Origin of the sequence: Limosilactobacillus pontis DSM 8475, from assembly GCF_001435345.1 — a bacterium.
GTDB lineage: Bacteria > Bacillota > Bacilli > Lactobacillales > Lactobacillaceae > Limosilactobacillus > Limosilactobacillus pontis.
In genome coordinates this window covers 116,360-137,754 of sequence record NZ_AZGO01000065.1, presented here as the reverse complement: position 1 = coordinate 137,754, position 21,395 = coordinate 116,360, and the positions used below count along the sequence as shown (strand labels likewise).

Annotated in this window: 21 protein-coding genes; 7 read left to right on the top strand and 14 right to left on the bottom strand. The window is 54.1% G+C overall.

All coding sequences use genetic code 11. The features are described 5' to 3' along the window. Nucleotides 1–220: 220 nt before the first annotated feature. Nucleotides 221–2,008, bottom strand: a complete 1,788-nt coding sequence (gene aspS, locus FD34_RS07590; protein ID WP_057808229.1) for an aspartate--tRNA ligase — start codon at nucleotides 2,006–2,008, stop codon at nucleotides 221–223. Nucleotides 2,009–2,369: 361 nt separating this feature from the next. On the opposite strand from aspS, the gene FD34_RS07585 reads away from it, so the two are divergent. Next, complete coding sequence (locus FD34_RS07585) at nucleotides 2,370–3,218, top strand: fructosamine kinase family protein (RefSeq protein ID WP_057808228.1); 849 nt, start codon at nucleotides 2,370–2,372, stop codon at nucleotides 3,216–3,218. A gap of 41 nt (nucleotides 3,219–3,259) precedes the next feature. Here FD34_RS07585 and dtd read toward each other — a convergent pair whose 3' ends face one another. The 6 genes from dtd to FD34_RS07555 form a co-directional block, all read right to left on the bottom strand. Beyond that, on the bottom strand, nucleotides 3,260–3,697 hold the full coding sequence (dtd, locus tag FD34_RS07580) for a D-aminoacyl-tRNA deacylase (protein ID WP_057808227.1): 438 nt from the start codon (nucleotides 3,695–3,697) through the stop codon (nucleotides 3,260–3,262). Nucleotides 3,698–3,707: 10 nt separating this feature from the next. Next, complete coding sequence (locus FD34_RS07575; protein WP_057808226.1) at nucleotides 3,708–5,945, bottom strand: RelA/SpoT family protein; 2,238 nt, start codon at nucleotides 5,943–5,945, stop codon at nucleotides 3,708–3,710. 21 nt (nucleotides 5,946–5,966) lie between these two features. Continuing rightward, a complete protein-coding gene (locus FD34_RS07570) occupies nucleotides 5,967–6,299 on the bottom strand; it encodes a hypothetical protein (RefSeq protein WP_057808225.1) in 333 nt (110 codons plus the stop codon). Between the two features lie 72 nt (nucleotides 6,300–6,371). Next, nucleotides 6,372–7,124, bottom strand: coding sequence for a 16S rRNA (uracil(1498)-N(3))-methyltransferase (locus tag FD34_RS07565; RefSeq protein WP_057808224.1), 753 nt, complete (start codon nucleotides 7,122–7,124; stop codon nucleotides 6,372–6,374). Continuing rightward, nucleotides 7,124–8,086 carry a 50S ribosomal protein L11 methyltransferase gene (gene prmA, locus FD34_RS07560; RefSeq protein ID WP_057808223.1) on the bottom strand — a complete coding sequence of 321 codons (963 nt, stop codon included), beginning with the start codon at nucleotides 8,084–8,086 and terminating at the stop codon, nucleotides 7,124–7,126. The genes FD34_RS07565 and prmA overlap by 1 nt, the downstream gene beginning before the upstream one ends. Before the next feature lie 68 nt (nucleotides 8,087–8,154). Next, a complete protein-coding gene (locus FD34_RS07555) occupies nucleotides 8,155–8,454 on the bottom strand; it encodes a hypothetical protein (RefSeq protein WP_191980211.1) in 300 nt (99 codons plus the stop codon). A 182-nt stretch (nucleotides 8,455–8,636) separates the two neighbouring features. On the opposite strand from FD34_RS07555, the gene FD34_RS08640 reads away from it, so the two are divergent. The 4 genes from FD34_RS08640 (at nucleotide 8,637) to FD34_RS07540 (ending at nucleotide 10,804) form a co-directional block, all read left to right on the top strand. Next, nucleotides 8,637–8,813, top strand: coding sequence for a hypothetical protein (locus FD34_RS08640; RefSeq protein WP_169788925.1), 177 nt, complete (start codon nucleotides 8,637–8,639; stop codon nucleotides 8,811–8,813). A 145-nt stretch (nucleotides 8,814–8,958) separates the two neighbouring features. Beyond that, nucleotides 8,959–9,921: an L-lactate dehydrogenase gene (locus FD34_RS07550; protein WP_057808221.1), complete on the top strand. Its 963-nt coding sequence runs from the start codon at nucleotides 8,959–8,961 to the stop codon at nucleotides 9,919–9,921. Nucleotides 9,922–9,995: 74 nt separating this feature from the next. Then, nucleotides 9,996–10,382 (top strand): ASCH domain-containing protein, encoded by a 387-nt coding sequence (locus tag FD34_RS07545; protein WP_057808220.1) that lies wholly within the window; start codon nucleotides 9,996–9,998, stop codon nucleotides 10,380–10,382. A 47-nt stretch (nucleotides 10,383–10,429) separates the two neighbouring features. Next, nucleotides 10,430–10,804 (top strand): LapA family protein, encoded by a 375-nt coding sequence (locus FD34_RS07540; protein ID WP_057808219.1) that lies wholly within the window; start codon nucleotides 10,430–10,432, stop codon nucleotides 10,802–10,804. 527 nt (nucleotides 10,805–11,331) lie between these two features. Here the strand turns inward: FD34_RS07540 and lepA are convergent. From lepA to hrcA, 5 genes are all read right to left on the bottom strand, one after another. Then, nucleotides 11,332–13,167 (bottom strand): translation elongation factor 4, encoded by a 1,836-nt coding sequence (gene lepA / locus FD34_RS07535; RefSeq protein WP_057808341.1) that lies wholly within the window; start codon nucleotides 13,165–13,167, stop codon nucleotides 11,332–11,334. Nucleotides 13,168–13,283: 116 nt separating this feature from the next. Next, nucleotides 13,284–14,447: a molecular chaperone DnaJ gene (gene dnaJ / locus FD34_RS07530; RefSeq protein WP_057808218.1), complete on the bottom strand. Its 1,164-nt coding sequence runs from the start codon at nucleotides 14,445–14,447 to the stop codon at nucleotides 13,284–13,286. Nucleotides 14,448–14,565: 118 nt separating this feature from the next. Beyond that, nucleotides 14,566–16,440 (bottom strand): molecular chaperone DnaK, encoded by a 1,875-nt coding sequence (gene dnaK, locus FD34_RS07525; protein ID WP_057808217.1) that lies wholly within the window; start codon nucleotides 16,438–16,440, stop codon nucleotides 14,566–14,568. A 28-nt stretch (nucleotides 16,441–16,468) separates the two neighbouring features. After that, a complete protein-coding gene (gene grpE, locus FD34_RS07520) occupies nucleotides 16,469–17,053 on the bottom strand; it encodes a nucleotide exchange factor GrpE (protein WP_057808216.1) in 585 nt (194 codons plus the stop codon). A 12-nt stretch (nucleotides 17,054–17,065) separates the two neighbouring features. After that, entirely contained in the window at nucleotides 17,066–18,115 is a 1,050-nt protein-coding gene (gene hrcA / locus FD34_RS07515) for a heat-inducible transcriptional repressor HrcA (protein ID WP_057808215.1), read from the bottom strand. 117 nt (nucleotides 18,116–18,232) lie between these two features. Between hrcA and FD34_RS07510 the strand changes: the two genes are divergently transcribed. Together FD34_RS07510 and FD34_RS07505 are read left to right on the top strand one after the other, a co-directional pair. Beyond that, nucleotides 18,233–18,604 carry a hypothetical protein gene (locus FD34_RS07510; protein ID WP_057808214.1) on the top strand — a complete coding sequence of 124 codons (372 nt, stop codon included), beginning with the start codon at nucleotides 18,233–18,235 and terminating at the stop codon, nucleotides 18,602–18,604. Between the two features lie 105 nt (nucleotides 18,605–18,709). Beyond that, a complete protein-coding gene (locus tag FD34_RS07505; protein ID WP_235806015.1) occupies nucleotides 18,710–19,381 on the top strand; it encodes an MgtC/SapB family protein in 672 nt (223 codons plus the stop codon). A gap of 96 nt (nucleotides 19,382–19,477) precedes the next feature. Here FD34_RS07505 and ribF read toward each other — a convergent pair whose 3' ends face one another. After that, the gene (gene ribF / locus FD34_RS07500) at nucleotides 19,478–20,449 is read right to left on the bottom strand and encodes a riboflavin biosynthesis protein RibF (RefSeq protein ID WP_057808212.1); all 972 of its coding nucleotides are present in this window, start codon (nucleotides 20,447–20,449) and stop codon (nucleotides 19,478–19,480) included. A gap of 12 nt (nucleotides 20,450–20,461) precedes the next feature. Further along, on the bottom strand, nucleotides 20,462–21,367 hold the full coding sequence (truB, locus tag FD34_RS07495) for a tRNA pseudouridine(55) synthase TruB (protein WP_057808211.1): 906 nt from the start codon (nucleotides 21,365–21,367) through the stop codon (nucleotides 20,462–20,464). Between the last annotated feature and the right edge of the window lie 28 nt (nucleotides 21,368–21,395).

Sequence of the window (21,395 nt, the reverse complement as noted above, 5' to 3'; positions counted from 1 at the left end):
TCTCACCAGCCACTATTAGTTTTCCGAATATTACAATGCAGTTACGGGAAACCTAACAGGCTAGCTTCGCGTCGTAAGCGCGCCCTTAGCGTCTAACGCAGCGTAGCAAGTCTATTTGACTACGAACGAAGGCCGACGCCTCTAGCGTCAACCTCCGTTCTAGGCTAGCCGTACAGGGCGCCGAGAAGCTTATTTCCCAGCCTCTTCTTTCACCTTAATTTTACTTGTCCAGCTTGTAGTCAACGTCCTTGCCGAATTCAATCTTCAGGTCGTCAAGCTGCTGCTGGCTAACCTTGCCAGGGGCGGCAGTCAGTGGTTCCACGGCCTTGGAGTTCTTCGGGAAGGCGATGACGTCCCGGATGTTGTCGGCCTGGGACAGGAACATTACCCAGCGGTCGAGCCCGATGGCCAGTCCCCCTTCCGGCGGCATCCCCAGCGTGAGGGACTTGAGCAGGAAGCCGAAGCGGGCCTCGGCACGTTCCTTGGTATAGCCGAGAGCCTTCAAAACCTTCTCTTGAACCTTTGGATCGTGGATACGGATCGAGCCCCCACCAATCTCCTGACCATTTAAGACGATGTCATAGCTCTGGGCGTGGGCCTTGTGCGGGTCCTCGCCGTCTTCTAAGTAGTGGAGGTCCTCAGGGTTCAGCATGGTGAACGGGTGGTGAGCCGCAATCCACTTGCCAAAGCCCTCGTCGTATTCAAACATTGGCCAGTTAACAACCCAGACATAGTTCCACTGGTTCGGGTTGGTCAAGCCGAGCTCGTGCCCGAAGTGACGCCGCAAGTAACCCAGGGAATCGCAGACCACGTGGAAGCTGCCGGCAACGAAGAGGATCAAATCACCGCTCTTGGCACCGAGTTCCTGGTTAATAGCGTCGGCTTTATCAGTAAGGAACTTGGCAACCGGGCCACTGTAGCCGTCGTCCGTAACCTTGACCCAGGCCAGGCCCTTGGCACCGTAACGCTTGATGTAATCCTCCAGCTTGGAAATATCCTTACGGGAGTACTTGTCGGCCCCACCCGGCACCGCAATGGCCCGGACGTAGTTACCGTTTGCCACTGTCGTAGAAAAGACCTTGAATGAAGAGTCCTTGACGATGTCGCTTAAGTCGTGGATCAGCATACCAAAGCGGGTATCCGGCTTGTCGGTCCCGTACTTGTCCATGGCGTCCTGCCATTCCATCCGTGGGAACGGCAATTTGACGTCGACACCTAAGACTTCCTTCATGACGTCCTTGATTAACCCCTCGGTCATGTCCTGGATGTCCTGTGGCGTGGCGAAGGACATTTCCGTGTCGACCTGGGTGAATTCGGGCTGCCGATCACCACGCAGGTCCTCGTCCCGGAAGCACTTGGCAATCTGGTAGTACTTGTCGACCCCAGCCGCCATCAGCAGCTGCTTGAACAGTTGTGGTGACTGTGGCAGGGCGTAGAAGTGACCAGGGTAGACCCGGGAAGGCACGATGTAGTCCCGGGCCCCTTCTGGCGTTGACCGGGTCAGGTCGGGGGTTTCAACGTCGAGGAAGCCGTTCTTTTCAAAGTAACGGTGAATGACGTGGGTCACCTTAGAACGCAACATCAGCTTCTTCATCATCTCGGGCCGGCGGAGGTCCAGGTAACGGTACTTCATCCGTAGGTCTTCGGAGGCGTCAACCCCATCCGTGATATCAAACGGCGTCGTCTCGGATTGGGCCAGGACGGTGGCCTTTTCAACCGCCACTTCTACCTTCCCGGTCTTCATGTCGGGGTTGATTTCCTTCTCGGCTCGTGGCTGGACCTTCCCAGTAACCTCCAGGACGTACTGGTTACGGACGGCATTAGCCACCTTAAATGCTTCCGGATTTTCCTTTTCGTTGAAGACCAACTGGACAATGCCTTCCCGGTCCCAGAGGTCGATAAAGATTAAGCCACCGAGGTTGCGCCGCTTGGCAACCCAGCCCTTTAAGACGACCTCTTGACCAACCTGCTGTTCGTTGGTATCTCCACAATAATTGGTTCTCTTCATTCTCGAGTGCTCCTTTTTCATTCATAAAATAATAAAAGAGCACCCCTGCGTCTGCAAGGGTGCTCTGATGCACGGTACCACCTTGGTATCAACTCAACGATAACGTCAGCGAACTGACGGGACGAATGTCCAACCATAAAAGTGTCAATCGGTCCCTCGCAAGGTGGGCTTCCACCATCCCCACTCGCTGGTCCTTTGAAGGTATCGAGCATTCTTTTATTACTGGTTATGAATATCAAATTTTCATTTTTTACCTTACTCGTCCCCACCCCGAATGTCAATATCCCACCTGTAATTTCCCGTTTTGAATCCCAAGTCACTCCTCGTTATAATTAACCTAAACTAGTAAAGGAGTGGTTCTTTGAGTACGTTAAATCATCAGTGGTTCCAGCAGCTACCATTCAAGCAATTGACCAGCTATCAGCCCGTCAGTGGTGGTGACATCAACGAGTCCTACCGTATCGAGGCGGATGGTCGATCCTACTTCATCAAGGTCCAGCCCAACCAGCCGGCCAAGTACTTTGCCCACGAGATCAACGGGCTAAAGGCAATCGGTAAGGTCACTAACACCCCAACCCCCGTCCACAACGGGGAGATCAACGGCAATGCCTACCTGGTCTTAAATTGGCTAGACGAGAGCACCGGCAGCCAAGCCGACCTCGGCCGGGCCGTCGCCACCATGCACCAGCAGTATAGTGCCAATAACCAGTTTGGCTTTACCGATAACCACCGTACCAAGGCCCTGGTCAAGGACAACTCCTGGAACAGCAGTTGGCGCGACTTCTATGTCCACCAGCGTCTCCTCCCCGAGGTCCAGGTGGCCAGTGACCGCGTCCGCTGGAACCGGTGGCGCCAGGAGCACTTCGCCCAGATGGTCAAACAATTCAACGCCTACTATCAAGGCCATGACATACGACCAAGCCTGTTGCACGGTGACCTCTGGGCGGGTAACTTCATGTTTGCCAACGACCAGCCCTACCTGATCGACCCCGACGCCGTCTACGGTGACCGGGAGTTTGACCTAGCCATGACGACAGTTTTTGGTGGCTTTGACAACAACTTTTACCAATCCTACGCCGCCCAGTACCCGTTCACGCCAGGGATCAACGACCGCCTGCCCTGGTATCGTTTCTACTATCTCTGCATGCACCTGGTCTTATTCGGTGAAAGCTACGGTGGCGCCGTCGACCAGATCCTGGCCCAGTACTAGAGCAAAAAAATTCGCGACCTCATTTGAGATCACGAATTTTTTTATTTCTCATAGATAATGGTGGTTGGCCCGTCGTTTTCCAGGTCGACCTGCATGTCGGCGCCGAAACGGCCGGTCTCAACATGAACGCCGGTAGCAGCGAGTTTCCGGTTGAACCGCTCGTACAGTGGCGCGGCGATCTCCGGCTTGGCAGCATCAGTGAAGCCCGGCCGGTTACCGTGACGGGTATCAGCATACAAGGTAAACTGGGAGATCGACAGGATCGCCCCGTCGACGTCCTTCAGTCCCTTATTCATCTTGCCGCTCTCATCCTCAAAGACCCGCAGGTTGACGATCTTGTGAACGAGGTAGTCGAGCTGCTTGTCCCCGTCTTCGGGAGCAAAACCGACCAGGAGCATATAACCCCTACCAATCTTGCCGACAACCGTCCCGTCGATTGTTACCTGGGCCCGGTTTACTTTTTGTAATACAACACGCATAATTCTCCTCCTAGCGAATGACCCGCTTGGCCACGTAGACATCCCGGATGTTCTTCAGAGCGTTCATGATCAGCTGTAGCTGCTGCAGGTTACGAACGCCGATTGTCAGGCTGATCGTGACCATCTTGTTGTGGTCGACCTTCCCGTTGACTGAGTTCAGGAAACGGGTACTGTTGTTGATCGACCGCAGGACATCGTTGAGCATGCCATTGCGGTTATAGCCCTGCACCTCGATGTCAGCGTCATAGTTGGTCTTGTCCCCGCGTGGGTCGGCCCAGTAGACACTGACGATTCGCTGGCCGCTCTTCTCGGCCGCCTTGATGTTCGGGCAGTCCTTACGGTGAACGGAGACCCCACGCCCCTTGGTGATGTAGCCGACGATCTCATCGCCGGGAACGGGGTCACAGCAGTGGCTGAGCCGGACAAGGAGGTTGTCAACCCCCTCGACCACGACCCCCTCACTGGAAGCCTTAGCCTGCTTCTGCTTAGCCCGCTCATCGGGTTTCTCCAGGGTCTTGTGTTCCTCGAGAAGGGCCCGCTGGGCAGCCTCCTGACGGTCGTTTTCCTCCCTTTGACGAATATCGGCCGTGAAACGGTTCCTGACCCCCACCGGTGCCAAGTCACCAAAGCCAATTGCGGCGTACATGTCATCGGCAGTGCTGTAGTGCAGGGCCTGGGCCACGTCGGCCGCCTTTTTATCCGTCAGCAGGGCAAACGGGTCATAGCCGGCTTCGCGCAGCTCGGTTTCAACCATCTGCTTCCCCTGCTCAATGTTCTGCTCCCGGTAGTGGGCACGGAAGAACTGACGAATCTTGTTGCGGGCCCGCCGCGTCTTAACCAGGTCAAGCCAATCCCGGCTCGGCCCCGCCGAAGATGGTGAGGTCAGGATATCGACAATCTCACCGTTCTTGATCTCGTAGTCCAGGGGCACGATCCGCCCGTTGACCTTGGCCCCGGTCGTGTGGTTGCCAACCTCGGTATGGATCTGATAGGCCATGTCCAGGGGACCAGACCCCTTGGGCATCTCAATCACGTCGCCCTTGGGGGTAAAGGCGTAGACCTTGTCGGTGAAGATATCGCTCTGGACACCCTGCATGAACTCATCGGTGCCGTTGCTGTCCTGACGCAGTTCGAGAATTTCCTTGACGACGTTCAGCTTCTGACTGTCACGGGTCTGCTGAACCCCGTTGGTCTTACCCTCCTTGTAGGCCCAGTGGGCAGCGACCCCGTATTCCGCAACCTCGTGCATCTTGTGGGTCCGGATCTGAACCTCCAGTGGCCGGCCCTCGGGTCCAATCACCGTGGTGTGCAGTGACTGGTAGCCGTTGGTCTTGGGCATGGCAATGTAGTCCTTGAACCGGCCCGGCATTGGCTTCCAATTGGTGTGGATGGCCCCAAGAACGGCGTAGCAATCCTTGATGGTGTCAACCACCACCCGGATCGCCAGCAGGTCATAGATCTGACTGAACTGCTTGTGCTGGGTCACCATCTTACGGTAGATCGAGTAGATATGCTTGGGCCGGCCGTAGATCTCAACGTTGGGGCCCAATTTCAGGTCCCCCAGGGCGTTTTTGATCAGTTCGATTGCACTGTTGATGTAGTCAACCCGCTGGTCACGCCGTGAGTTCATCAGGTGAACAATCCGGTAATACTGCTGCGGGTTGAGGTAGCGCAGGGACAGGTCCTCTAGTTCCCACTTAATCGTACTGATCCCCAGCCGGTCAGCAATTGGGGCGTAGATCTCCAGCGTTTCATTGGAGATCCGCCGTTGCTTGTCCGGCCGCAGGTGCTGGAGGGTCCGCATGTTGTGCAGACGGTCAGCCAGCTTAACAATCATTACCCGAATATCCTTGGACATCGCCAAAAGCAGCTTCCGGTGGGTTGCTGCCATCTGTTCCCGATTGGACTTGTAGTGAATCTTGCCCAGTTTGGTGTCACCGTCAACGATCATGGCAATGGTCGGACCAAATAGCTCCCTGATGTCGTCCAAAGTTGCACCGGTATCCTCAGCGATGTCGTGGAGGTAACCCGCGCAGACCGTCTCCGGGTCCATCTGGAGGTCAGCCAGGATTCCGGCAACCTGGATTGGGTGGATGATGTATGGCTCGCCGGACTTGCGCCGCTGGTCATGGTGGCAAACGGCGGCGAAGCGGTAGGCCTTCTCAACCAGGGCCACATGTTCATCATTCATGTAGGAAGCAACCATCCGCCGCACGTCTTCATGCGTTAATTCTTTTGTCTGTGACATTCCCATTCCCCCTTCGTCAAATTATTGTTGCCGACTGGCCCAGGCCAGGTAGCTTACCGCCCAGTAAGCTGGTGCAAAATAGTAGGTAAAGTGTGGCATGAAGAAGTAAGCCGCCAGCAGAAACAGCACGGGAAAGACTAACAGGTTAAGCACACTCAGCTGCCGTTTGGCAACCCGATTTCCAATCCAGATACTATAGATACCATTGACGACCAGTAGGAACCAGACAACCCAGTGGACCCGGGTCAAGAACGATAGCTGGTCGGTCAAAACGGGTACTAGCATCCCAAAGACGACCCCCAGCTCCCAGAGCAGTTTATCCATCGCTTGCCATTTACTTTTGAAGATTGCCATTTTACAACACCTTATTATCAATATTCTCTTTCTTACTGATTTTTCTCATTGTAGCACAATCCAGTGTAATCATTAACGCTGGGTGGTCGCCAATTCACTGGCGTAGGAGACCGCCGCCATGAAGTAGAGCGGGGCCGTTTCCGTGCGCAGGATCCGCGGACCTAGGCCAACCGGGACCACCCCAACCTCCTGCATCCGTTCGACTTCCTGGCCGGTCAACCCACCCTCGGGACCAAAGACCGCCAGTAGGGACTGGCCCGTTGTCATCCCCACTAGCAGGCGGTGGAGGGCACTCGTCTCCCCCTGCTTGGCTGACTCCTCCCAGGCAACTACCCGCTGATCGGCTGGGTTGGCAGCCAGCGCCGATTCCAGGTCTGGGTAATAGGCCACCTGGGGTTGACGGTTGCGGTGGGATTGCTCGGCTGCCCCATCGGCAATCTTCTGCAGACGGGCCAGCTTCTTGGCCTGCTTGTTTTTCGCCCAGTGGCTGATCGACCGGGCCGATTCGAAGAAGACGATCCGATCAGCCCCCAATTCGGTGGCCTTCTGGACAATTAGCTCCGGCTTCTCCTTGGTCTTGGGCAGGCCGCAGACCAGGGTAACCCGTAGCGGCAATTCACTGTCTCGGTCAAGGTCTTGAACGATCTTGACCTGGGCCGGGTTGGTAGCCGTCACCGTGGCCAGGTAAACCCGGTGGTCGGCTAAAACAAGTTCAACTTGGCTGCCGACCGTCGCCCGTAAGACCGTAACCAGGTGGTGGGCAACGTCCTTAGGCAGTGCCAATTCCTGCCCGTCAGCCGGTTGATTGATAAAGTAGCGTTGCATCAGTCCTCATCCTCCGTCGGTTTGTGGGCGATAATCCCATGCCAGTCACCCATCTTGGTCTCACTGTCAATAACAAAGCCCTGATCAACCATCTTCTGCCGGACCATGGCCGCCTTATCGTCGATGATCCCCGAGACCAGAAAGTGACCACCCGGCTTCAGGTTAGCAAAGGCCTGGGGAATCAGCGGTACGATGATCTCGGCTAAGATGTTGGCCACCACCACGTCAACCTGGGTATGGATCCCGTCAAGCAGGCTGTTGACGCCCAACTTGACGTCCGCAGCGACCGGGTTCAAGTCCAGGTTCTTCCGGGCGGACCGGACAGCCACCTCATCAATGTCGTAGGCCTGAACATCCCCGGCTCCCAGTTGCTTGGCGGCAATGCTCAGCACCCCGGACCCGGTGCCAACGTCAATCAACGATTCCCCGCCCCGGATGACGTTTTCCAGTGCCATCAGCATCAGCTTAGTCGTCGGGTGGGTCCCGGTACCAAAGGCCATCCCCGGATCGAGCACCAGGAGCTTCTCTTGATCCTGCTCCGGCTGGTAATCCTCCCACTGGGGGACGATCGTCAATTCATTGGTAACCCGCAGCGGGTGGTAATACTTCTGCCAAACGGTCGCCCACTGCTGGTTGTCGACCACCGCAGACGTGACCTCATTGTCGCCGGAATTCAAACCATAGTCACGCAGCTTAGCCACCCGTTGACGAATTGTCGGCAGGAGCTCAGGAACGAAGGTGTTGGCCTGGAAGTAGCCCGTCACCGCCGCTCCAGACGTCCGGTGGGGGATTGTCGTGAGGTCGACGATCTCGCCGTTTTTACCATAACGACCGGGTTTGAGCTGGGCAAAGTCGGCGGCGTCATCAATTTGAACGCCCTGGGCTCCCTCGTTAGTTAAAATATAGCTGACCGCCTCAACGGCCTCGCTAGACGTAGTTACGGTTACTGCTGTCCATTCCACTTAAAAAGCCTCCTTAAATAATAAAATCGCGGCCACAAAATCATGGTCACGATCTGTGCAACGATCACCTATTCTGCTTCACCATCATCGGCATGTGATCGTTCTTTTTCCCACCGTTTTTCCTTTTCCATATGGTGCTTCAGGTAGTCGATCAGGTCGGCCTCGGTCAAGAAGATGCGCGGGTGATGTTGATGATGAAGTCGGACGTCAATTTCGTTAATCTTCAAACGGCCCGTCCAGGTGTGGGAATACCGAATGATTACCCGATTGTTTAGCCTGTGTTTACCAAACCGAAAGACATAGACGTGCTGTGGCGTCATCATTGGACGAATGTATTCTTTCTTATACATTAAATCATTTTCACGCATAAACTGCTTCGTTCGATTCAGAATGGTAACCACCTCCTCCATCGTTATTTCGCGGCTAATTAGCCATTTAGATAACTATATTTTATCACAAGGTTAAGAAAGTGCCAAAGTTTAATTCACCAGCTTCACCCTCGGCCGAAGCTGGTGATATACTTGGCACCATCAAATATGGAGGAAAGAAAATGAGTATCCTGATCCTGTTGCTCGCCCTGTGGATCCTATGGAAGTTAGGGATCTTCACCCTCAAGGTCCTGGGAATCCTGTTTGTGATCCTGCTGGTCGGCGCCCTGATTCACGTCCTGCTCTGGCCGATGGTTGTGGTAGCCCTCCTAGTGGCTGGTTATGTTGCCTTCAACTGACAATCTAAGCGGTGAATGTTAAATTTTCGGGCAAAATTGAATCTCATTTCACAAATTGATAGCTTTTTTCACAAGGAATGCTATAATTAATTATGAGAGGAATCTCAAAATAGCACATATAGGATGAAAGGGAGACTGTTAAATTATGTCTAAGAATCATCAAAAAGTTGTTCTCGTCGGTGACGGTGCCGTTGGCTCAAGTTACGCTTACGCAATGGTACAACAAGGTCTGGCTGAAGAATTGGCCATTGTTGATATCAACAAGAAGCGTGCTGAAGGTGACACTTTGGACCTCGAAGATGCTACTGTCTTCACTGCCCCAAAGAAAATCTACGCCGCTGACTACGACACTTGCAAGGATGCAGACCTGGTAGTTATCACTGCCGGTGCACCTCAAAAGCCAGGTGAAACCCGTCTTCAATTGGTTGACAAGAACCTCAAGATCATGAAGTCCATCGTTGACCCAATCGTCAAGTCCGGCTTCAACGGTGTATTCCTGGTTGCTGCCAACCCAGTTGACATCCTGACCTACGCTGTTCAAAAGCTTTCCGGCTTCCCAAAGAACAAGGTTATCAGCTCCGGTACTTCACTGGACTCATCCCGTCTGCGGATTGCCCTTGCCAAGCTGTTTGACGTTGATCCACGTGACGTTATGGCAAACATCATGGCTGAACACGGTGACTCCGAATTTGCTGCCTACTCCAGCGCTACGATCGGTGGCAAGCCACTTCTTGACATTGCCAAGGAAAACAACGTTTCCATGGACCAACTTCTTAAGATCGAAGACGATGTTCGTAACAAGGCTTACGAAATCATTAACCGTAAGGGTGCTACCTACTACGGTGTTGCTACCTGCTTGATGCGGATTTCCCGTGCTATTTTGCGTGACGAAAACGCTGTTCTGCCGGTTGGTGCTCCAATGAGCGGTCAATACGGTGTCAACGAACCAATCTACCTTGGTACCCCTGCCGTTATCAACGCTAACGGGATTGCCAAGATTATTGAAGTTCCACTTGACGAACGTGAACAAAAGGCCATGGATGCTTCTGCCGCTGCCCTTGCTAAGGTTGCTAAGGACGGTTGGGCAAAGCTTGAAGGTAACAACTAATCCTCATTAGTTATAACCTAATCCGTTAAAACGACTGGTCGTCTGACCGGTCGTTTTTTATTTGGGGAGGAATCATGAATGCACTATCGATTCGATCCGACTATGTGATGGACATCTTCTGGGGGAAGAAGACCATTGAGTACCGTAGCTGGTCAACCAACTATCGGGGGGATCTGCTAATTTGTGGTACCGCCAAGAAAGTTCACGGCGGCATCCCTGGCTACGCTACTTGTGTTGCTAAGTTGGTTAAAATTGACCGGTATGGCGACCACGACTATGGCTGGCGCCTTGCCCCTTTTGGTCTCAGTGGTTCATACTGGATTGAGCCAATCCCGGTCAAGGGGCAGCTAGGCCTCTTCAACGTTGATGACCACTTGATCAAACCGGCCCCCGTTACCGGTCCCCAAGACGTCGTTGCTAAGCGCTGGTTTACTGAGGTTGTTGCACCGCTGATCTATTGAAATGGTATACTGAACATAAAGCAATTATCAAAGGAAGTCCAAAGCACATGAAAAAGCAATCAACGATGATCGTTTCCATCATTCTATTAATCGTCTTCGTCATCTTTGCCCTACTCAACACGGCCACGGTCGAGGTCAACCTACTCTTCAGTCGGGTCAATACACCACTAGTTCTATTGATTTTAGTTTGTCTATTGATTGGCGCCCTGATCATCTACCTCTTCTCCTTCTCCAACCACATCAAGGTCAACAAGGAAATCAAGGAATTGCAGAAGCAACCTAATAAGCAGGAGATTACACGGCTAAAAAGGGAAATCAAGCAGCTGCAGGACGAAAACCGGCAGCTCAAGCACTCCCTGACTACTCGTCAGCAGGAGGTGGTCGGTTCGGCAACGCAACCGACACAGCCAACGAATAACTAATACGAATGGCAGTCCCAGGCTGGGCTGCTTTTTTGTTTGCTTCGTGCAGCAATCTGCACCATGATCGCATAAATTACTCAGACATACCCACTTTTTCAAATTATTAAATACCCGGAGAAGAAAAGGGCCCCACGATTATAAACGTATGGTACCCCTGCATTGTCAATAAGAAAGTAGCTAACTTCAAAATTATACTCGAACATGATCTATGCTTGGCCCCGGTTGAGCTTGACGTGTCATTCCTTAAATTTGGCTTCGGCACTACTAGTCTTAATTAAATTTAACCTATCCTTACCTTACCTAACCTTACTCTAACCTAACCTGTGGATCCATTTTGGTTCCATTCTGGTTCCACCGATTGAATTCCTTGTCCCCCAGCGGATTATTGAACACAATTAAAGAAGACCAACATCCTAATTTTATTTTCTCTCTTACAATCCCGCGTAGGGGAAGATTAAGGGAAAACCGTTAGAATATTGGTCTTACTTTGTGAATTTTAAGAATTGAGAATACCGTCACATCAACGATCACTTATCATCCAGTTGCTCATCGGTCTTCAGAACGGCCATAAAGGCTTCCTGTGGGATGTCGACCTTACCGACCGCCTTCATCCGCTTCTTACCGCGCTTCTGCTTTTCCAGCAGCTTGGCACGCCGGTCAGGGTCCCCGGTGTGGATACGGGCCGTAACGTCCTTCCGGTAGGCCTTGATGTTGGTCCGAGCGATGATCTTGGAACCGATGGCCGCCTGGATCGGAATCTCAAAGTTCTGCCGGGGAATGATCTTCTTCAACTTCGATGTGATATCCCGTCCCCGCTCGACTGCAAAATCCTTGTGGGCAATGAAGCTCAGGGCATCGACCTTGTCCCCGTTCAGGAGGATGTCGATCTTGACCAGGTTACTTGGCTTGTAATCGTCAATCTCGTAGTCCAGGGAAGCGTACCCGCGGGTGGAACTCTTCAGCTTATCGAAGAAGTCGAAGATGATTTCCGACAACGGGATATGGTAGATCACGTTGACCCGGGTATCGCTGAGGTACTCCATCGTGTCGAAAATCCCCCGCTTGCGCTGGCAGAGCTCCATCACGGGGCCGACGTAATCGTTGGGCACCATGATCGAGGCCTGCACGTACGGCTCCTTAATGTCCTTGATGGCAGAAGCATCCGGCATCTCGGCCGGGTTCTCGACCTCCTTCATCGTCCCGTCCGCCAGGTCAACGTGGTAGGTAACCGATGGCGCAGTGGTGATCAGGTCGAGGTTGAACTCCCGCTCCAAGCGTTCCTGAACCACGTCCATGTGCAGTAACCCCAAAAAGCCACACCGGAACCCGAAGCCCAGGGCCCGGGATGACTCCGGCTCAAAGGTCAGGGCGGCATCATTTAGCTGTAGTTTCTCCAGGGCATCCCGGAGGTCGTTGAACTTGGCATTGTCAGTCGGGTAGAGCCCGGCGTAGACCATCGGTGTCATCTGTCGGTAGCCTTCCAGGGGCTTGTCGGTTGGCCGGTCGGCATTGGTGACCGTGTCCCCAACCCGGGTATCCTTGATATCCTTGATAGCGGCGGTGATATAACCAACGTCTCCAGCCATCAGGACGTCACGGGCCAAGGGCTTGGGCGAATTGATCCCGACCTCGGCCACCTCGTACTCGGTCCCGCTATTCATCAGCCGGATCCGGTCACCCTTCTTGACGGTCCCCTCGAAGACCCGTACGCTGAGGACCACCCCACGGTAGTCATCATACTTGGAATCAAAGATCAGGGCCTTCAGCGGGGCGGTCAGGTCACCAGTTGGCGCCGGCACGTCATGGACGATCTTCTCCAGGACCTTGTCGACCCCCAGCCCAGTCTTGGCACTGACGTCGACGGTCTCACTTGTGTCCAGGCCGATCTCGTCCTCGATTTGTTTCTTGGTCCCCTCCGGATCAGCGGACGGCAGGTCAATCTTGTTGATGACCGGCAAAATCTCCAGGTTATTGTCCAGGGCTAGGTAAACGTTGGCCAATGTCTGGGCCTCGACCCCCTGGGTGGCGTCGACGACCAGGATGGCCCCTTCACAGGCCGCCAGGGACCGTGAGACCTCATAGGAGAAGTCGACGTGCCCTGGAGTGTCAATCAGGTGGAAAATGTAGTCCTGACCGTCCTTGGCATGGTAGGTCAGGGCCACAGCATTCAGCTTGATGGTGATCCCCCGCTCCCGTTCCAGGGGCATGTCATCCAAGATCTGGTTCTTCATCTCCCGCTTGCTAATCGAATCGGTCATCTCAAGGATCCGGTCAGCCAAAGTCGACTTACCGTGATCAATGTGGGCCACAATTGAAAAGTTGCGAATGCGCTTCTGCCGCGCCTTCATCTCGTCTAGACTCATTGTCATCTGCTCTGTCACTCTTTCTACGAAAATACTATTTTTAGTATAACAAAATCTGGGGCACGATGAAAACACAAAAGGACGGCCGCCCTCAGCAGTCGTCCTCAGCTTAAATTTTACCGATCCTCAAAAGCATCCTTGAGCTTGTCCAAAACGGACTTCTGGACGCCCTTGACGTCCTCACCACTGGCGGCGGCAAAGGCCATCATGGCCTCCCGCTGCCGCTTATTCAGGCTCTTTGGCGTCCGGACGTGAACAGTGACGTGCTCATCACCGTTGCCATTGCCGTTGAGGTGCGGGACCCCCTTACCGCGCAGGCGGAAGTTGGTCTCGGACTGGGTACCAGCAGGAATCTTCAGGTCGACATCACCGTGAACCGTCTTGACCTTGACCTCGTCACCCAGGGCCGCCTGGGCAAAGGAGATGTCACGATCGACGTAGATAGTCGACCCATCCCGCCGGAAGTCCCGGCTTGGCGTTACCCGGAAGACGATGTAGAGGTCACCGGCCGGTCCGCCGTTAGCCCCGGCATCACCCTGGCCCTGGAGCCGCATCTGCTGACCATCGTCAACCCCGGCTGGCACCTTAACCTCCAGCTCGTGCTTCTCTTGAACGTGACCGGTCCCGTGACAGGTCGTGCACCGGTCCTCCGGCTTGATGACCTTCCCCGTCCCGTGACATTCGGGACAGGTCGTCTGGGACCGCATGTTACCCAGTGGTGTCCGTTGCATGGTGACGATGAAGCCCTGGCCACCACAGCGCTGACAGGTCGTCGCCGACTTGCCCGGCTTGGCACCGGTCCCGTGACAGGTCTTACACTCCTCGTCGCGGTCGTACTTGATGGTCGTCGTCTTACCAAAGACAGCATCCATAAACTTCAGCGTCATCGCGTACTGGAGGTCACGACCCGGGCGTGGTGCGGTCGGATCCTGACGCCGCTGGCCACCACCGAAGAACTGGCTGAAGATGTCGTCGAAGCCGCCGCCACCGAAGCCCTGGTTGAAGCCGCCCTGGCCACCGCCAAAGCCGCCAAAGCCGCCGAAGCCACCGGCACCAGCCTGCGGACCAGCCGACCCGTATTGATCATACTGGGCCCGCTTCTGCTGGTCACTCAAGACATCGTAGGCCTCGTTGATCTGCTTGAACTTCTCCTCAGCCCCAGGTGCGTGGTTGACATCGGGGTGGTACTTCGCTGCCAGGCGCCGGTAAGCGTGCTTGATATCGGCCTCGGACGCGTCCTTGGAGACACCTAAAATGTCATAGTAATCTTTTTCTGCCATATACATCCCTCACAAGTCGATTTGGTTTAGTTATACCACAGTTGGCAAACGAAAGTAAAAGCCAAAGTCCGCAAACGATGGCCTTTGGCTTCTACATTACTCTTGTCAACAGTTGAGATTACTTCTTGTCGTCAGGCGTTACATCCTTGAAGTCACCGTCAACGGTGTCACCGCCATTACCATTTTGGTTGTTGTCGTTGTTGGCATCACCGTTGTTTGCGCCTTGGCCGCCCTGGGCACCACCTTGGGCATCCTGGGCCTGCTTGTAGAGCTTGACGCTGAGGTCCTGAATAACCTTGTTCAAGGCATCCTTCTTGGCCTTCATGTCGTCGAGGTTACCGCTTTCCTTGGCCTTCTTCAGATCATCACGGGCACTTTCGGCCTTCTTGATGTCCTCTTCTGGAACCTTGCCCTTGACTTCCTTCAGGGTCTTGTCGACTTGGAAGAGTTCCTGGTCGACTTCGTTCTTCAGGTCAACCTCTTCCTTCTTCTTCTTGTCGGCTTCGGCGTGTTCCTCGGCATCCTTCTTCATCCGTTCGATTTCGTCATCGGACAGCCCAGAGTTGGACTTGATGACGATCTTTTGTTCCTTACCAGTTCCCATATCCTTGGCAGAAACGTTAACGATCCCGTTCTTGTCGATGTCGAAGGTAACCTTGATCTGTGGAACACCACGTGGGGCGGCTGGAATGTCCGTCAGCTGGAAGTTCCCCAAGGTCTTGTTGTCGGCTGCCATTGGCCGTTCACCCTGGAGAACGTGGATGTCAACGGCAGATTGGTTATCAGCGGCGGTCGAGAAGATCTGACTCTTGGAGGTTGGAATGGTCGTGTTCCGGTCGATCAGCTTAGTGAAGACCCCACCCATGGTTTCAATACCAAGGGACAGTGGCGTAACATCGAGCAGGACAACATCCTTAACATCACCGGTCAGAACCCCACCTTGGATAGCGGCACCAAGGGCAACGGCTTCATCAGGGTTGATGGAGTGGTTTGGTTCCTTGCCAGTCAGTTCCTTAACCATTTCTTGAACGGCTGGAATCCGGGTTGAACCACCGTTTAAGATGACTTCATCGATGTCATCAAATGACAGGTCGGCATCCTTTAAGGCGTTCAATACTGGTTGCTTCGTCCGTTCAACCAGGTCGTTGGTCAATTGGTTGAATTGAGCCCGGGTCAGGGTCTTTTCCAGGTGCAATGGACCGTTTTCACCAGCGGAGATGAATGGCAGGCTGATCTGAGCTTCTTGAACACCGGAAAGGTCCTTCTTAGCCTTTTCAGCGGCATCCTTCAACCGTTGCAGGGCCATCTTGTCCTTGGACAAATCGACACCGTTTTCTTCCTTGAAGCCATCAATCAGCCAGTCCATGATCTTCTGGTCGAAGTCGTCACCACCCAGGTGGGTATCACCGTTCGTGGAGAGGACTTGGAAGACCCCGTCACCTAATTCCAGGATGGAGACATCGAAGGTCCCACCACCAAGATCGTAAACCAGGATCTTTTCATTCTTGTTCTTCTTGTCCAGGCCGTAAGCCAGAGAAGAAGCGGTTGGTTCGTTAATGATCCGCTTGACGTCCAGGCCGGCAATCTTACCGGCATCCTTGGTCGCCTGACGTTGAGCATCGTTGAAGTATGCTGGCACCGTGATGACGGCCTTGTCAACCGTGTCACCGATGTAGTCTTCCGCGTACTTCTTCAGGTATTGCAGGATCATGGCTGAAATTTCCTGTGGCGTGTACTTCTTACCATCGACTTCAACCGTGTAGCCGGCTTCTCCCATGTGACTCTTGATGGATGAGATCGTGTTCGGGTTCGTGATTGCTTGCCGCTTGGCAACTTCACCAACCTGGGTCTCACCATTCTTGAACGAAACAACAGATGGCGTCGTCCGACTGCCTTCTGGGTTCGTGATGATCTTCGGCTCGTTACCTTCCATGACGGCAACGGCGGAGTTAGTAGTACCTAAGTCAATACCAATAATCTTGTTACTTGCCATTGTTAAATTCCCTCTTTTTACTTAATTTTTATTGTGCCACAACAACCATTGCTGGCCGTAAGACGCGGTCCTTGAGCTGGTAACCAGCCTGAAGGACTTGCACGACGGTGTCCGGCTTCTGCCCGTCCTGGGCCGGGACGGTCTGAACCGCCTGGTGCAGGGTCGGGTCGAACGGCTTCCCGTCGGCTTCGATCTCGGTGATACCGTGATCAGTCAGGGCGCTGGTCAGGTGGTCATGAACCATCTGAATCCCCTTCTTCAACTGCTTACCGTTCTCATCGGTCACCTCAATTGTCAGTGCCCGCTTAAGATTATCGAGAACCGGTAAAACAGCCTTGGCAAGGTCCTGTCCATCGTACTTGAGGATCTGGGCCCGCTCCTTCTTGAACCGGGTCGTCATGTTCTGGATCTCGGCCTCGGCTCGCAGGTACTTGTCGTCCTTGTCAGCCAATTGCTGCTTGAGGTCCTTGATTTCTGCTTTTAATTCATCAACCTGACTGGTTGCTGATTTCTTCTTATCTTTAGATTGGGCGTTAGTTGTCTTTTTAGCAGCTACCTGCTCCTCTGCAGTCGGTTGCTGCTCAGCCGTCTTCTTATTATCCTTTTCTGCCAATTAACTCGCCTCCTATGAATCATAGTAATGCCAATAAAAGTCCAACAGGCGCTTGGCCAGTTCCTGACGAAAGGCATTTACCAAACCGATCGTCCGGGAATACGGCATCCGCGTCGGCCCCAGTACGGCAATGATTCCCTTGCCGTACTGGTCGACATCATAGGTCGCCGTAATCAGACTGTAGTTATCGAGCACCTTGTCCTTAGAGATCTCGGACCCAATGCGGACGTTGACCCCCTCGCCGGTCTTCCCGGCATCGAGCAGGTGCGAAAGCTCATCGTTGTGGTCCAGCAGGCGGTACATGGTCTGCAGCGCCTGGGGATCACGGGTGTTCGAGAAGTCCAACAGGTTTAATCGGCCGCCGATAAAGAACTGCTCCCGTGCAGCCTTTGAAACGACATTGTCAAAGAGATCCAGAAACCCATCGGCGCTGTGCATATAGTGCATCACCCGCAATGGGATGTCGTCGTTTAAGCGCTTCATGACGCTCGTCAGCGGGAGGCCGACCAGTTGGTCATTAATCATCCGAATGACCGCCTGGAGAGCATCTAGGTCGAGATTGCGCGGCAGGGTAAATGCCTGACTCTCGACATCCCCACTGTCCGTAACCAGGATGGCGATAACCTTGTGGTTGCCCAACGGCACCAGTCGGAAACCACTCAACCGCACGTCCGCCTGCTCAGGCTTAAGGGTGAACGCCGTGTACGAAGTGAGGTTTGACAAAATATCAGCCGAGTGCGAGATGATCTCGTCAATCTTCTGAAAGCTGGTGCCCAGCGAGTTCTGGATAACGACCAGGTCATTATCCGTCACCGCTTGGGGGTCCAGGAGGTGGTCAACGTAGTAACGATAACCCTCCTTGGATGGCACCCGTCCCGATGAGGAGTGCTCCTTGGCAATCAGGTGGGCCCGTTCAAGGACGGCCATCTCATTGCGGACGGTCGCGGAACTGACCTTAAATGGCAACTCCTCGGCCAGGTGCTTGGACCCCACCGGTTGACCAGTCGACGTGTATTGACGTACAATCGCTTGCAGGATCTTATTTTGACGCTGTGTTAGCATTGTTATCACTTCCCCTTTTAGCACTCTTTAGGGTTAAGTGCTAAACACACTGTATAATATACCAACCACCGTCCTAAAAGTCAAGAAATGTCAAAGATTTTCCGAGGAGATTTTAAAATGAGTACAGACGACCATCGTTACGTCCAACCGCACAGTGCCAAAGAGGCCATGGAGCTTATCCAGCACCTGTTTAACAAGTACCGAAACGCCCCGCTAACCAACGAGCTGCTCGCTTATCATAACAACCTAATCTACCGTCTTCAGTCCGACATCATGCAGGCTGCCCAACAAGAAGGTAATCCCGACCTGGTTGACCAGCTCAACTCAATGACCGACGTGATGCGGTCCTGGACCAACCTTAAGCTGACCGGCCACCCCTTCCAGGGCAAGCTGCGTCGCTTCAAGCTGGTCACCGATGACGGGCCGAAGTTTAAGCGGCGGGTTCATAAGATCCACCATGGTAATAGCCACCGCGCCAGCCGACATTAAGCCTGATTTTTCTTTACTATACTTAGCTTTAAATCAGTAAACGCGTTGTAGTGGAGTTGTAATAATAACTAAAATAATACTGTTTTCGTTTGGGAAGTGACTGGCTTGCAAGAACTTGACTGGTGTCTGCGGATGCTGTTAGCAGCCCTTTGCGGCGGGATTATTGGCTTTGAACGCAAGAGCAAGGCCAAGACGGCGGGGATCCGCACCCATGCTCTCATCGCCCTCGGGGCCGCCCTGGCAATGATCGTCTCCAAATATGGCTTCTTTGATCTATTGAGAATTACCCACCAGAACTGGTCGGTGGACCCCTCGCGGATCGCCGCCCAGGTCGTCAGTGGAATTGGGTTCCTGGGGGCCGGAACCATCCTCAACCGCCACGATCACGTCATCAACGGCCTCACCACCGCTGCCGGAATCTGGGTAACCGGGGCGATTGGCCTCGCTTACGGAAGTGGCCTTTACAGCATCGGCGTCACCGGGACGATCTGCGTGCTGATCGCCGAGATGCTGGGTAAGTACATCGACCAATTTGCCCTCCGGCGGGGCCGTGAGTTTTCCTGCTTCCTACTGCTGGATGGCGGAACCAAACGGCTCTATGAGGTCATTGACCAGCTCAACCACCAGGACTTCCGGGCGCCCCTAAAGCATACGGTCTACAGCTACCAAAACGGCACGGTTTCCTGTCGCCTGTTTGGTGAACTCAAGCCGGGCGTGAAAACGGAAGAAATCTTTACTGAGCTTGCCAACATGACCAGCGTGAAAAAGTCGAATTAGAATAAATAAGGTAAGGGAGAAAAGCTATCACTCTCATCAAAAACAAAGCGCCGGTCCGCAATTCAACTTGCAGATCGACGCTTTTTCTATATCTTACTAATGAACCAGTTGGTCCCCCAACACTGGTGGATCCTGAACGACGGTCCGGGCTGCCCGTTCATCGCGTTTCATCTGGGTCACCAGTTCCTCGGCACCGGCGAACTTTTCTTCACCGCGCAGGTACTGGTACCAGCGCACCTTAACCTCCTCGCCGTAGACCATCCGGTCGAAGTCAAAGAGATAAATCTCGACCGTCAACTGATTGTGTTCGCCAAAGGTGATGTTGTGACCGACACTGGCCATCCCACCGTACCAATGATCCCCAATCTGCACGCTGACGGCATAAACCCCGATCCCCGGCAAGCGTTCCGGGGTCGGCGTCTCGACGTTGATGGTCGGAAAACCCAGGGTCCGCCCCCGGGCCAGACCGTGGACGATCAGACCGGTGGTTTGGTAGTGGTAACCGAGCTCCTGATTAGCTTCCTGAACGTCCCCGGCATCAATCAGCCGGCGGATTGTCCGCGAACCAACCTTGGCTGTAGAGTCGTCAGCTGTAAACTTGGGTACCGTCACCACAGCAAACCGGCCCCGGGCATAACCGGGCAGCCGGTCCATGGTCGCCACGTCTGCCGGGCCATAGGTGTGGTCGTAGCCGGCCACAACGACCCGACTATGAAAGGCAACCAGGTACTGGTCGACGAAGTCCTGGGGGGCTAGGCTGGCAAAGCTGGAGGTGAAGCTGACCAGGTAAACCAGGTCCACTCCCAGCTGATCGAGCAGGTCCAGCTTCCGCTTAGTCGTCGACAGGTACTTGAAACCACCAGGATACTGACGGTAAGCAACCCCCGGAGCGTGACTGTAGGTCAACACCGCCAGTGGCAGTCCCTGCTGGTCAGCCAGCCGCTTGGCCCGCCGGATGACCGCCTGGTGTCCCCGGTGCACCCCGTCGAAGAAGCCCATGGCGAGTACCACCGGCCCTGCCGGAATGATTCTTGGATCGATCGGGTGATGAACTCTGATAACCTGCAATCTTGTTGCCTCCTATTTTGTCGAAAACATCTTGGTCGGCTTGTAGGCCCCCTGTTGCTGGTCAAGGTGGTACAAAGCCTTTACCTGTTTATTATACTTCAGGACCAGCTCGACTGCATCAGTAGCCAGTTCAGCTGGTTTCAACCAGCCCCCGTTCTGGACCGCCCGCCACTGAGTATCGGTCAAGTCAACGGCCGGATAGTCATGTAGGGCATAGTCAAGGGGATAGAGATAGTGGTTAATCGTTCCGGCCGTCACTGCATCTTGCACATCGGTCAGGCTCAGCGTCTGGTCGAGGGTGAAGCCACCACTAGCCAACCGGGTCAGCCAACTCATCGTCCCCGGGTAGCCGAGGCGCTTGGCCAACTCGACCACCAGGGTCCGGACGTAGGTCCCCTTGCTGCAGACCACGTTGAAACAGATCCGCTGCTGCTTGACGGTCGGGTCATACTTGCTGCCCAGTAGTTCAAACTTGTCGACGGTGACATGGCGCACCGGCCGCTCCACCGTCTCGCCGGCCCGGGCATACTCGTAGAGGCGCTTACCCTTAACCTTGACCGCAGAATACATCGGCGGAATCTGGGTAATCTTCCCGGTCAAAGTGGCCATCTGCTCCTGAATAGCAGCCGCCGGAATCTCGTCGGTGACCGGCTGGGCGGCAATAACCTCACCGTCGAGGTCCTCGGTGGTGGTGGCCTCACCGACCAGTAGTTCCCCCTGGTAGTTCTTGCCGGACGCCATCAGGTAGGGGACCACCTTGGTTGCGCTACCCACGCAGATCGGCAGGACCCCATCCACGGACGGATCCAAGGTGCCAGAGTGGCCGATCTTCTTGGTGTGCAGAATTCGGCGCAGGCGGCTGACACAGTCAAAACTGGTCATTCCCCGCTCCTTGTACAACGGGATAATTCCATCCATAACTTGTTCCTCCACAATAAAAGAGGCT